General features: G+C 38.1%; 14 protein-coding genes. 8 read left to right on the forward strand and 6 right to left on the reverse strand.

The window, feature by feature from the left end; genetic code table 11:
* Window positions 1-45: 45 nt before the first annotated feature.
* Window positions 46-444 (forward strand): ACT domain-containing protein, encoded by a 399-nt coding sequence (locus tag ACR1PO_RS18900; protein ID WP_332387400.1) that lies wholly within the window; start codon window positions 46-48, stop codon window positions 442-444.
* Between the two features lie 153 nt (window positions 445-597).
* On the forward strand, window positions 598-1548 hold the full coding sequence (locus ACR1PO_RS18905; protein ID WP_433987790.1) for an alpha/beta fold hydrolase: 951 nt from the start codon (window positions 598-600) through the stop codon (window positions 1546-1548).
* Between the two features lie 73 nt (window positions 1549-1621).
* Here ACR1PO_RS18905 and ACR1PO_RS18910 read toward each other — a convergent pair whose 3' ends face one another.
* The gene (locus ACR1PO_RS18910) at window positions 1622-2017 is read right to left on the reverse strand and encodes a VOC family protein (protein WP_433987791.1); all 396 of its coding nucleotides are present in this window, start codon (window positions 2015-2017) and stop codon (window positions 1622-1624) included.
* 121 nt (window positions 2018-2138) lie between these two features.
* Between ACR1PO_RS18910 and ACR1PO_RS18915 the strand changes: the two genes are divergently transcribed.
* Window positions 2139-3335, forward strand: coding sequence for a hypothetical protein (locus ACR1PO_RS18915; RefSeq protein ID WP_433987792.1), 1197 nt, complete (start codon window positions 2139-2141; stop codon window positions 3333-3335).
* Here the strand turns inward: ACR1PO_RS18915 and ACR1PO_RS18920 are convergent.
* The gene (locus ACR1PO_RS18920) at window positions 3332-4018 is read right to left on the reverse strand and encodes a Crp/Fnr family transcriptional regulator (RefSeq protein WP_433987793.1); all 687 of its coding nucleotides are present in this window, start codon (window positions 4016-4018) and stop codon (window positions 3332-3334) included. The genes ACR1PO_RS18915 and ACR1PO_RS18920 overlap by 4 nt on opposite strands.
* A 52-nt stretch (window positions 4019-4070) precedes the next feature.
* Window positions 4071-4202: a hypothetical protein gene (locus ACR1PO_RS18925; protein WP_433987794.1), complete on the reverse strand. Its 132-nt coding sequence runs from the start codon at window positions 4200-4202 to the stop codon at window positions 4071-4073.
* 177 nt (window positions 4203-4379) lie between these two features.
* Between ACR1PO_RS18925 and ACR1PO_RS18930 the strand changes: the two genes are divergently transcribed.
* A complete protein-coding gene (locus tag ACR1PO_RS18930; RefSeq protein WP_433987795.1) occupies window positions 4380-5105 on the forward strand; it encodes a YoaK family protein in 726 nt (241 codons plus the stop codon).
* 45 nt (window positions 5106-5150) lie between these two features.
* On the opposite strand, the gene ACR1PO_RS18935 is transcribed toward ACR1PO_RS18930, so the two are convergent.
* The 3 genes from ACR1PO_RS18935 to ACR1PO_RS18945 form a co-directional block, all read right to left on the reverse strand.
* Window positions 5151-5969, reverse strand: a complete 819-nt coding sequence (locus tag ACR1PO_RS18935; protein WP_433987796.1) for a DUF4249 domain-containing protein — start codon at window positions 5967-5969, stop codon at window positions 5151-5153.
* A 3-nt stretch (window positions 5970-5972) separates the two neighbouring features.
* Window positions 5973-8303: a TonB-dependent receptor gene (locus ACR1PO_RS18940; RefSeq protein ID WP_433987797.1), complete on the reverse strand. Its 2331-nt coding sequence runs from the start codon at window positions 8301-8303 to the stop codon at window positions 5973-5975.
* A gap of 321 nt (window positions 8304-8624) precedes the next feature.
* Complete coding sequence (locus tag ACR1PO_RS18945) at window positions 8625-9608, reverse strand: helix-turn-helix transcriptional regulator (RefSeq protein WP_433987798.1); 984 nt, start codon at window positions 9606-9608, stop codon at window positions 8625-8627.
* Window positions 9609-9805: 197 nt separating this feature from the next.
* On the opposite strand from ACR1PO_RS18945, the gene ACR1PO_RS18950 reads away from it, so the two are divergent.
* From ACR1PO_RS18950 to ACR1PO_RS18965, 4 genes are all read left to right on the forward strand, one after another.
* Entirely contained in the window at window positions 9806-10525 is a 720-nt protein-coding gene (locus ACR1PO_RS18950; RefSeq protein ID WP_433987799.1) for a DUF6796 family protein, read from the forward strand.
* 154 nt (window positions 10526-10679) lie between these two features.
* On the forward strand, window positions 10680-11282 hold the full coding sequence (locus tag ACR1PO_RS18955; protein ID WP_433987800.1) for a TlpA family protein disulfide reductase: 603 nt from the start codon (window positions 10680-10682) through the stop codon (window positions 11280-11282).
* Window positions 11283-11293: 11 nt separating this feature from the next.
* A complete protein-coding gene (locus ACR1PO_RS18960) occupies window positions 11294-11785 on the forward strand; it encodes an SMI1/KNR4 family protein (protein ID WP_433987801.1) in 492 nt (163 codons plus the stop codon).
* Window positions 11786-11890: 105 nt separating this feature from the next.
* Complete coding sequence (locus ACR1PO_RS18965) at window positions 11891-12679, forward strand: SDR family oxidoreductase (RefSeq protein ID WP_433987802.1); 789 nt, start codon at window positions 11891-11893, stop codon at window positions 12677-12679.
* Window positions 12680-12782: the final 103 nt, after the last annotated feature.

Genomic DNA, 12782 nt, shown 5'->3' on the forward strand with positions numbered 1-12782 from the left:
ATAAATGAATGTTGCTGCCTATATCTTAGTTTTGCAGACAAAAAAATGTCAGGAGAAAAAGACTTAGCTGTATTGCTTCAAAAGATGGAACCGGTATTGAATGCCGGAGAATATGTGTTTTGTCCCATTGAAACCTTAGATGAAATTCCGGATATAGAAAAGATTCTGTTTTTCTTCCGCGAGCATGAAGCTGTTACCATTGTGCTGCAGAGATCCGTAGCAGATGAATGGAATATGGCTTACAGCTATGTTTCTTCATGGATAACCCTTACTATTCATTCTTCACTGGAAGCCGTAGGGCTTACCGCTGCCTTTGCCAATGCCTTAAAAAACGAAAATATCAGTTGCAATGTAGTAGCCGCTTATTTCCATGACCATATATTTATAGCGAAAGAAGACACTGATAAGGCGATGAAAACTCTTGGCTCGTTAAAAACAAAATAGAATGTTTTTAAAACGTTTTGAACATCCGGTTTTAATTTCGCAATCCCAATTGTCTACTTGAATCACTAAAATGTCCTGTTGATAAAGCTTTCACGTGTTCTGCCTGTTTTTGTGTTTTATGTTTGCACCATAATCAAACAAAAATAAACTACAATGAAAACAATCAGAAAAACCTCCGTCTTAAGCTTATTACTATGTTTAACTCTTTTTACTGTAGCAACAGTATCCTGTACGGAAGAAAACGAGCCTCCCACGTTACAGGAGGTACAAAACAGAAACCACCAAACTGCCAAGACCCAATTCATAACCGTTAAAGGAAATGCCATTGCGTACCGCGTTTTAGGAAAAGAAGAAGGGATTCCATTGGTACTGCTGCCGGGGTTAGGCGGCTCTATGGATGACTGGGATCCTGCAGTCACAGATGGTCTTGCAAAACAATATAAAGTAATCATCTTTGATAATAAAGGCGTAGCTTCCTCAAAAGGAACCACCCCCAATACGGTGCAGGCAATGGCCGATGATGCGGCAGACTTTATCAAAGCATTGAATCTGACCAGAGTGAATATCATGGGGTTTTCTATGGGTGGATTTGTTGCACAGCGAATAGTACTGACCAATCCGTCGTTGGTCAATAAAGTGATTTTAACCGGGACAGGACCACAGGGAGCAATCGGGTTGTCTAATCTGCCTGATATTGTTGCAGGAACCGCAGGATTAAGTCCCGAAGCTTCATTTCTGAAATTCGGGTTCACAGAATCTGCGCAGAGTATTGCGGAAGGAAAAGCTTCTTTTGCAAGAATTCAGCTCCGTACTACGGACCGGGATCTTCCGTTGAGCGATGCTGCTTCCAACGCACAGTTTACAGCTGTATTGAGCTGGGCCCAGCCTAATGCTGATGCCCTTACGGAAATAGAGAAAATTAAAAATCCGGTACTGATTGTACATGGTGAAAATGACCTTCCGGTGTCTGTTCAGAATGCTAAAAATATGGCTCAGCATTTAGACCATGCAGAACTGGTTATTTTTCCTGATTCGGGACATGCCTCTTTTTATCAGTACCATGATACATTTGTTGCCAAAGCCATTGAATTCCTGAAGAAATAAGATTGGCTTTAAAAATCAGAATAAAACCCCGCTGTTGGACAGTGAGGTTTTATTTTTTTGATGATATCAGGATTTAGCTGAATTTCTTCACAGCCTCTTCAGTTACGGGAGTAAAAAAGTTAATCATATTTCCATCCGGATCACAAAACAGGAGAGATCGGTTTCCCCAAGGCATTGTTGTTGGTTCCTGGATGATTTCAGATGCTATCTCTTTAATTCTTTCATATTCTTCGTCTACATTTTTAACCAGAAATTCGATTATGGTTGATTTTGTTCCTGCGAAATCTGTCAGACCTTCTGAGAACATTTGCATTGTCCGGGTACTTCCGACAGCGATTGTGATAGAATCAGCAGAGAGCTCTGCGAAATCTTCTGTATACCATGTGGCAGTTATACCTATTACCTGTTCATAAAAAGCTACTGCTGTTTTGATGTCTTTACTGATGAGTCTTAATGAGGTAAGTTTCATAAGAATATTTATTTAAATTATTTAAAACAAAGGTAAGAGGTGTTTATGACAGCAGATTGTCAGCAGTTATTGACAGTTTTTATTTTTTTGATTAAATTTGATAGCACCAAATTAATAACCTGTGAAAATCAAAGTATTAACTCTTTTTCTGCTTTTCCTTAGCCATGTCTTTTATGGCTGCAGCATGTTTAAAATGACCCATAAAGGAAAGACAATCGTTGGAAATAATGAAGATTGGGTAAGTCCCAATGCTGAAATCTGGTTTGAGCCTAAACAGCAGGATACATACGGAGTAGCCTATGTTGGTTTTATCAATCGTTTTCCTCAGGGAGCCATGAACGAAGCCGGGTTAGTTTTTGATGGATTTGCCACTCCGGAAATTTCAGTTCCCAAACAGGAAGGGAAGGTTCAAAAGCCGGTTCGGGATATTGTACATTACGTAATGGCAAATTTTAATACTGTTCATCAGGTAAAAGACTATCTGTCTGGCATAGATATGAGTTTTCTGACTTCCAGTGTGATGATGTTTGTTGATACAACAGGAGAATATTTACTTGTAGAAGGCGGAGCTTTGGTTCTGGGAAATCAGGAATACTATATCCAGTCGAATTTTAATCCTACAAAAAGTACCGTTGAAGAAGATAAGAAAAAGCTGGATTATTATATGAAAGGTGTCGGTTTTCTTAAAGCCCGGCAGCCTGACGGAACGCCTGCTTTCTGTACTTCAGTGATGGATCAGATGCATGTGAAAGATACGCAGTATACCAATATTTATGATCTGAATAAAGGAACAATACAGCTTTTCCTTCATCATGACTTCTCTCATTCAGTCGAAATTAATCTTGAGAAAGAATTGAAAAAAGGGACCCATTCTTACATGATGGCAGACCTTTTCCCTGCCTCTTCAGAAGGAGTATTATTTTATAAGAAATATAATGATGCAGATAATCCTGCGGGATATCTTCAGGATATCTGGGCAAAAGGAAAAGCTGGTAAAACCAAGGAAGAAATTGAAAATTATAAAGCTACATCAGGATTAGCCTGGCTTAGCAATTATATCGGATATGAATGGATGCGGGACAAAAAACAAATAGGTGCGGTTATTAAGATTTTTACCTTCGCTACAGAAATGTACCCTGAAAATGCTAATTTATTTGATAGCCTGGGAGAGGCTTACTGGATGGCAAAAGACTATAAGGCTGCCATTATGAACTATGGTAAATCATTATCCCTTAATCCTAACAATACCGATGCTATTGATATGCTCATGAAAATCAAACAAGAACAGGAAAAAACTGAAAGTAAAAAAATAAATTAATAAAAATTAGCAATATGAATTAGCCGCTTAAAGTCGGTAATTTGTATTTTCCGCCCTTCAGATCTGATTAGTTTTTCCTGTTTAAAATCATTGATGATGCGGGCCAAAGTTTCTCTGGCAGTTCCCACCATATTGGCAAGATCTATGCGCGAAAGAGTAATGAATACTTCATTGTCAGGTGCACCATTTGATTTATACTTATCATGAAGAATCAGTAAGCTGAGGGCAGCTCTTTCCCGAACGGTCCGATGGGACAAAACTGCAATAAGATTGGCCATCACACTGAATTCATGACTTAAAGACTTCAGCAGCAGCCTTGAAAGTACTGATGACTGATTGAGAATATCAAGAAAACTGTCTTTTGAAATAAAGGAAATCACAGAATTTTCCAGTGTTGATGCAGTGTCACCGTAAGATTCATTGCTCAGAATAGCTGAATAACCTAAAAACTCACCAGAAGTGTAAATATAAATAATCTGTTCTCTTCCATCATTATCCACCTTGTATTTCTTTATTTTCCCTTCATTCAGATAGTAAACGCCGTTAGGTTTTGTTCCGTCAGTAAATACAGGCTCATTTTTACGGTAATTTTTGGTTTTCATAGCTCCTGTAAGCAGGTTTTTATCATACTCAGGAAGTTCATCAAAAAGATATTGATTATTGAAAATAAATTTTGAGATCATAATTTTTCTATACAGGCTGTTGAATACGCTCAGTTTTTAACTTAAATCACATTTAAAGATGATCAGCATCACAATGTTTTTTTCTTAAACGGATTACTTTTACAAAAGTAATGAAATTGATCCTGAAATAAGAAACAGGCATTTCAGAGAGGTCTTTTGGACGCAGTTCCAGATCTGTCATCATTATTAAAACAACAGGTTTTTATAATAAAAGGCAATAGTAAATTTATAAAGAACACTGGATAGATATTTAAGCGGACATGTTTTTCACAGTTGATACTGACATTTCTAAATTATTTTTTTTTACTTATTTATTTTATCCAGCTGTTTTTTACAGCAATACATTTCTTAGAGATTCAGAATGTTCAGACACAGAGGGAAAAACAGAACCTATTTTCATAACCTTAAGCTGGCATCAGCACTTTCATTTGTTGCCGGAATCGTGAATATTGCAGGTGTTTTGTCTGTTAAAGTGCTTACTACGAATATAACCGGGCATTTTGCCTTTTTTTCTGAGGAGATTCTTCTGGATCATTACAGCAAAGCATTTATTTACTTCATCTTTATTGTGTGTTTTCTTAGCGGCGCGTTCTGCTCAAGCTTTATGGTAGAATTTTCATCAGGACGTAAAATGTTCCGTCCACATCTCATTCCTCTGATCACTGAAATTATGATATTGGGTTTTGTAGGAATATCTGGCGGGAAGCCATTAGGAATTTCAATATCTCCTTATACAACTGCCGGGCTTTTACTTTTTGCAATGGGAGTTCAGAATTCATTGGTAACACGAGTATCCCAGTCTGTAGTGAGAACCACCCATCTTACCGGGCTGTTTACTGATCTGGGAATAGAGCTTTCAAAGCTGTTTTTTAAGGAGCGGGAAAATGAACAGCGCCAGCTTAAAAAGAATATTACCCTGAAACTGGTGATTATTGCCTGCTTTTTCTCTGGATGTATTGCTGGTGGTTTTGTTTACAGCATCATTCAGCTAAAAACACTGATAGTGACTGCCGGATTATTATTGTTTGTTATCCGGTATGATAAACTTTTGTATAGGTATTATTCCCTGAAAAGAAGATTGAGATAAACGAAAAATAAAAAAGGATATTCTGTGATGAATATCCTTTTTAATTTATGGAGTAACAGGAGGCTGGATTACAAAAGTCTCCGTGTCTGTTGTGTGCGCTGAAAAATATCCTAATGCTCCATTGCTGATATTGCTTGGAGGATTGGCTGGAGTAGCGGTTCCCCCATTACCTCCCGAAATCTGAAGCAATGCACTGTAATAAGTGAATACATTCGTGTCTATAGACTGCATTTCCACATAAATTTTATCTCCTGCAACGACTTCATGATCCCTGCCTTTGTTATCATCATTAGGAAGGATGAGAGGCTGCTGGTTGGGCAATCCGTTATTAACATTATCCGAAATTGTATTCAGGTATTTTTTAGAAAGATCATTGATCGTAAAAATGAAAAGGTAACGGTTCCCGAGTGGCATTGGGTCTGTAAAGAGTGGTAAGAGGGTATAAGTAGTCTTATCCCCAAATTTAAAAGAGCTTTGCTTCAATCCGTCAAAATAAACAACTTCAGGCATTTTGCTCTGGGCTGTATATTCTTTTCCTTCAGCCTGTACCTTCAATGTATAGGTTCTGCCGGGTGACCCTGTAAAAGTTGAGGTTTGGTACACTCCATTTCCCGTATACTGAAGTGTTTCGGTCTGTCCCATATCATCACTTAAAATAACCTGGGCGCCGGTAACAGCCGGGTATTGATTAGGCTCTGAAAAGCCAACTGATTTTGTGATTTTTACGGTGTAAGGGCCTGGCTGGTTCGTAACATTTCCTTCAATGACAATGTTTCCGCTCTGATCATTCAGATCCAGGTCGATTTCCTTTTCACAAGAAGTTAATGCCAGGAGAGATAATATGATATACAATGTATTTTTCATGATTTAGAATTTGAAATTATAAGTGATGTTAGGTACCCAGCGGAATAAAGAGGTCTGCATGGCACGGGTTGTTCCGGGACGGTCAGGATTGTCCTCGAAATTAATGGTGTAGGCATTTTCACGCCCATACAAATTATAAATACCGAATGTCCACGATCCGCGGAAACGCTTATTGGAACCAGGTTCATAAGTTGCACTCAGGTCCATTCTGTGATAAGCAGGCATTCTGTCTGCATTTCTGTTGCTGTACTGGAATATGGTTTGTCCGTTCAGCTCATATTTCCCGGTAGGGAAGGTAACGGCATTTCCTGTACTGTAAACGAACAGCCCTGAAAAACTCCATTTCGGATTAAGCTGATACGTTGCAACAATGGAGAGATCATGTGTTTTGTCCATTCTGGCATTGTACCATTCGTTATTATTGATTCCGTTGATCTTTCTTTCTGTTTTGGAAAGCGTATACGAAATCCATCCTGTAAGTTTTCCGCTCTTCTTTTTGGCGATAAGTTCCAGACCGTATGCTCTCCCTTTTCCGAATAACAGTTCACTTTCCACATCCGCTCCTGTGTCAAAGCCAATCTGAGCCCCGTTTTTAAAGTCGATCTGGTTTTTCATGTCTTTATAGTACACCTCAGCATTCAATTCATAATTGTTGTTATTGAAATTTCTGCTGTACCCAAGACTGATCTGATCTGCAATCTCCGGTTTTACCGTATAGCTGCTTCCGATCCACTGGTCGGTAGGATTTCCGCTGTTGCTGTTGCTTAACAGATGAAGATTCTGGGTATTTCTGGAATAACCTCCTTTTACACTGCTCACTTCATTGATGCGGTAGTTGGCACTGATCCGCGGCTCAAGATTCACATAGGTTTTCCCGAATTTCCCTTTTTCCAGGAATCTGCTGTCGGTAAGCACTCCATTCTCATAAGTATTAAAGGTATCACCTCCCAATACACTAAACATGGAAAGCCTTGCCCCGTAATTGATGGTCAGCTTCTCCGTTGCTTTATAATCATCGTTAATGTAAACGGCATTTTCCCATGAATATCTCGGATTTCTTGCAAAGCTGCTCACCGTAGTACCGGAAGCGCTGCTCGGCGTTAAGGTGTGATAAATAGACTGCAGCCCGAATTTTACAGAATGCTTGTTTCCTGCAAACCAGGTAAAATCCTGCTTCAGATTCCAGTCACGGATTTTTGAATTTAAATCAAATACCGTATCATCATTTTTCAGACTGATTTTATAATCATAATTACTGTAAATAAATGATGTATTGGAGAATAGCTTACTGCTGATGATGCTGTTCCATCTCAAAGTGGCTGTAGTATTTCCCCAGTCTGTATTGAAAGTATCTCCCAGTCCCAGAACATCTCTTCCGAAATACCCTGACAGGTAAATACGGTTGTTTTCATTGATCTGGTAATTGGCCTTCAGGTTAAGATCATAAAAGTACAGTTTGTTGTCTTTATAATCCTTACTCGTCTTAAGGAACAAATCGGCATACGTTCTTCTTCCGGAAACAATGAATGACGACTTTTCTTTCTGAATAGGGCCTTCCACACTCAGCCTGCTGCTGATCAGGCCGATTCCTCCGTTCACGTTATAGTCTTTATTGTTTCCGTCTTTCATTTTGACATCCAGAACAGAAGAAAGACGGCCTCCATATTGGGCAGGACTGTTTCCCTTAATAATGCTGGCATCTTTAAGAGCATCACTGTTGAATGTGCTGAAAAAACCAAGAAGATGGGAGGCATTATAAACCGGTGCTTCATCCAGTAATATCAGGTTTTGGTCTGTAGCGCCGCCTCTTACACTGAACCCGCTGCTTCCTTCACCGTTACTTTTGATACCCGGTAAAAGCTGTATGGTTTTCATCACATCCTTTTCCCCGAAAAGAACAGGAAGCTTTTCTATATTTTTAATGTTTAACGTTTCCGCCCCCATTTGGGCAGATGTTAGGTTTTTATCCTTTTTTATAGCGGTTACCACTACTTCGTCAATGGTTTTTGTCTCTGTTTCCTGCGGAATAAGAGGAAGATCCAGTTTTATATTCTGGTCCACTTTGATTTGTTGTTCAAAATCCTTATATCCCGGATTGGAAATAATAAGTGTATAATTTCCTTCGGGTAATGAAAGAGAATAAAATCCATATTCATTGGCAACAACATTGATGCTGGGATCTTCGCTTACTTTTACAGAGACTCCGATGAGCAATTCCCCGTTTTTTTTATCTTTCACGGTTCCACTTACGGAATACGTCTGTTGGGCCATTGCCAGTGTACTGAAGCAGAGCGCAGCGGTGGCAGCGGTAATTTTTAGAAAGGATGTTTGCATTAGTTTATTTTAAAGTAATAGATCTCTTGTCTATGAGTTAATGTTTTGATGATGTTCAATGAGTTGGATGAATAGGGGATTTGTTACATGTAACAAATTAATTATGAAATAAATCCATTGAAAAAGCTTACTTCCGGAAATGGTAATGACAAGGATAAAAGAGGATTGTCAGATAAAAAGCAGTATTATGCATTGGATATTAATTTATTGTTGTTCTTTGGTAGATTTTATTGAAAAACAAATTATTAACGACTGTTGTTTAGTTTTTATTATTATCCGGAATTAAAAAATACAAATAAGCTTTTACAAAACTGTATGATGCTACCTGCTTCTGAGCTGGCTGGGCAGGATATTGAATTTTCGTTTAAATGCTGATGAAAAATGTCTCGGATTTTTATAGCCGATATGATCAGAAATTTCACTGATATTCAGATCACTATTGAGAAGCATTTTTTTGGCCTGCTCCATTTTGAGATCATTCCAGAATCCGAAAACGGTAGTCCCGAAAAGCTCTTTGAATCCTTTCTTTAAAGTAAATTCGTTGGTTCCCACCAGATGGGCAAGATCATTCAGAGAACTATCTGCATTCAGGTTCTTTACAATATAATCCCTCACATCATACATTTTCTCTATATCTTTTTTCTGAAGAGAAGAAGATGGGGATTCACTGTTGAAAAACTGTTCAAGCTGCAACAGAAGAAGTTCATTTACTTTAGCTTCAAGATAAATTCGTTTGAAAGTCCCCTTTCTGTTGCAAAGAATGATGTCGTTCAGAATCTGATACATATCATGGGTAATGCGGTTATGCTCAGTCTGAATGAGAGATGAATTCTGCTTGTCAATCGAATTTCTGAATATTTCAAACAGTACTGAATGTTCAGGCAGAAATTTTTTAAAGAATTCAGGAGCAAGGTTGATTTCGAATACATACATTTCCGGACCTTCGAATTCCATCCTGCCTTCCATATGATGGGCATAAATAATGTTGTGCTGGTAGCTATCAAACACTATTGTTTTTTGGAAATTACCTGAAATTGCTTTGCTTTTTCCTTTCAGGGTAAAATGCATTTCTACCGAATCAAAATCACTTTCGAGGTACAATCGAAGCGGTTTATTCAATACAATATTCCCAAAACTGATGTGGACATGGGTAAAGCTTATTTCGTGATAAAAACCATTTCCATAAGGAGGAATGAGCTGGGTAATGCATTCCTGGATGCCTCCATCGTCTACGAAATAAGAGGAGGTATAATCTCGCTCCATAAGCATGTTTTCCAATTTTTCATCATATAACCGTACTGTCATTTCCTTTTGCTTTGTCAGAATTTCCTTTTTACGGACTTTTTATTCCGTTTTATAGACCCTTTCTGTTGAATGTTTAGAGTAAGTTTGCACAAAGGTAATAATTATTTAGAATCATTCTTAATAATTAAATTGCTTTTAAAAAAAAGAAAAAATAATGAAACGATGTACATCTCATCTACAATTAATTGTTAAAATTTATGAAATATTCAGGTAAAATAAACTGGTCTTTTGCTGCAGCAATAGCAGTGTCAATATGTTGGATTATTGGTGATATTTACGTTGCCGGATTTGATCCGGACCCATCGGATTATCCTTTGTTTTCAAAGACCTATGCAGATCAGGTGAATGTAGAATTTGCAACTTTAATGCTGGAAGGTTCCACTCCGAGATTGATGTTTGGTGCTTTGATTGGTGCTCTTACGGGGCCTTTACTGCTTCCTGCCACCTGGCTGGTGTATCAGTTTTTCAAAGACACTCAAAAATGGTATGCAGTCTTGGTGTATTGGATCTTACTGGCAGGAGCGGTTTTATCACCTCTGGGGCATGCCGGATTCTTCTATGTGGGGGAGATCTATAAAGCGGTTTATCATACGGATTCTGCCTCTCATCCTTATCTTCTGGAGACGGGAAGAGGTTTTATGAAAATGCTTAACATTGCCTGGGGAACAGCTATTGGTGTACTGGCAGCCGGATGGATTTCCTTTGCTGTTTGTATTCTTTCCAATAAAACCCTGTTGCCGGGGTGGATGGCTTTGCTGACTCCATTTGCGCTTACTTTGTTTATCATTCCTATAAAAAATCTTTTACCTCTTCCTTTTTCAGGATGGGTAGGAGGAGCAATATTCAATATTGCCTATCTGACATTTTTCAGTTCACTGCTATTCCTTTTCAGAAAGAAATTGCTCAATAAGATATAGTTTTAAAGAATCTTACCATGATGATAACTTAAAATAAAACACAGAGAAAGGCCTTTAAATCTAGGTATTTGAAGGTTTTTTGTTTTAAAAATAACCTTTCCGGACTTTGATCAGAATATTAACCTTATATTGGCTGGGAATTAAGCGGAAGAATATGGAAAATCTGAAGATCTGGATAAGAAAAAATGGTTCCACTGCAATACTTACAGTGCTTTTCATTATCCTGTTGGTGAATAAAGATGAAAAAGCATGGCTTATGCGGCAGGCAGCGTCTACCGGAATCCTTAATTCCAGTATATCAGAATCAAAAGAAGGCCGGCATGTTTCAGCCAAAGTTTCTTATACCGGGCTGATGCTGAAAAATGAAGACGGAACAATGATCGATGTTTCCGCTTTACAGAATAAAGTAATCTTCATTAATTTCTGGGCATCATGGTGTCCTCCCTGCAGGGCGGAGTTTCCGTCTGTTCAGAAGTTATATGACCGGTACAGAAACAATCCGGAAATGGTGTTTCTCACGGTAAATCTGGATGATAATATGAGTCTTGGAAAATCTTATTTAAAAGAGAAAAGTTTTACGGTTCCTTTTCTTACACCAGCTGGAAATATTCCTGATATATTGTATAGCGGATCTTTGCCAACAACTGTTGTACTGGATAAAAAAGGTGAAATCCGTTTACACCATAAAGGCCTTGCCGATTATAGTAAAGATTCGTTTTATAAACAGATTGATGAACTATTGAATGAAAAGTCATAATTTTAAATCTAATGATGATTCCCTTTATCCTGCCTGCTCTTACAGAAATAAGAGCTGCAATTCTGAAAGAAAAAAAATCTGTACAGAACTTTCCAAAGGCTATAGTATTTCCTTTCTCTGATAGCTATATAAGCCTGGTTACCCAAATAAAAACAGCTGAAGTCTCTTCTGAGACTATCCTGTACAATTCAGGGGATGCAGTCAATGAAAATAAACAATTTAATTTACCGGATTACTGGTGTTTTGCTGGCAATGGGCAGGGCGACCGATGGTTTTTGAATACAGACCATCAGGTTTTTTTCTATGATCATGATGATGACGGGAAGCTGAAGCCGATGCATATTAATTTTGAAGAATGGCTGCAAATGGCGTTCATTATCCGTCAGCTGGATCACTGTTTTGAAAAATATGACCATATCCCGGAGCCGGTTCGTCAAGAGTTTTATAAAGCCCTGAATACTATTCATCCTGCATTAAGTGATGTGTATCCGTTTACATTTTAACGCTGTTTTCTGCCAGTATCGAACTTAAAAAATTAAACCTTAAAAATATAATCTGAAGGTTTTTTCTTACATTTATCTATACCAATTATTATATCCAAACTCCATATGAACATTCAACTTTTTTCAAAAAATGCTTTAGTGGGAGGAGCTACACAGGGAATAGGCGCCGGGATTGCTTTAGAACTGGCAAGTTGTGGTGCCAACGTAACCGTTATGTCCCGCAATGAAGAAAAACTGAAAGATTTCGTTTCTTCACTGCCAATCATTGATGCCGGTCAGAAACACAGATATCTGGTTGCTGACTTCTCGGATTTTGAAAGCTATAAGAAAGTAATTGCAGGATATTTTAAGGAACATTCAGTAGATATCCTTGTTAATAATACCAATGGTCCGGAACCCGGCCTGGCAGTTGATAAAAGCACAGATGATTACCAGAAAGCATTTGATCTCCTTTTTAAAACAGTTTGCGAAACAACATTACTGGCTCTGCCTCATATGATCCAACAGAAAAGCGGGCGTATCATTAATGTTTCATCACTTTCAGTAAAAGAACCGATCGGAAATCTCGCATTATCCAATTCAATTCGTTCCGCTGTAATTGCATGGGCCAAAACCCTATCCAATGAAATTGCACAACATAATATTACGGTAAATAATGTGCTGACAGGGTATTTTGATACTGAAAGAATTCAGAAACTGGTTGCCCATGAAGCTGAACAAACCGGAAATTCTGCAGAAGAAATAAAAAAGGCGAGGGAAAATAAAATTCCGATGAAAAGATTAGGACAGCCTGAAGAATACGGACATCTGGTGGCTTTCCTGGCATCTGATTATGCAGGTTATCTTACCGGAACAAGCATTCCGCTGGATGGGGGATTGAATAATACCTATTAAAATTTTACCATTTAAGAAATATGCATATTTTTAAACCACAAAAGTCCCAAAGTTTTTTGAGTTTGTTTCTAAGCTTTCTATTTTGAGCATTACACTTAAGGTA

Source organism: Chryseobacterium amylolyticum (assembly GCF_051011775.1).
In the GTDB taxonomy this organism is placed as follows: domain Bacteria; phylum Bacteroidota; class Bacteroidia; order Flavobacteriales; family Weeksellaceae; genus Chryseobacterium.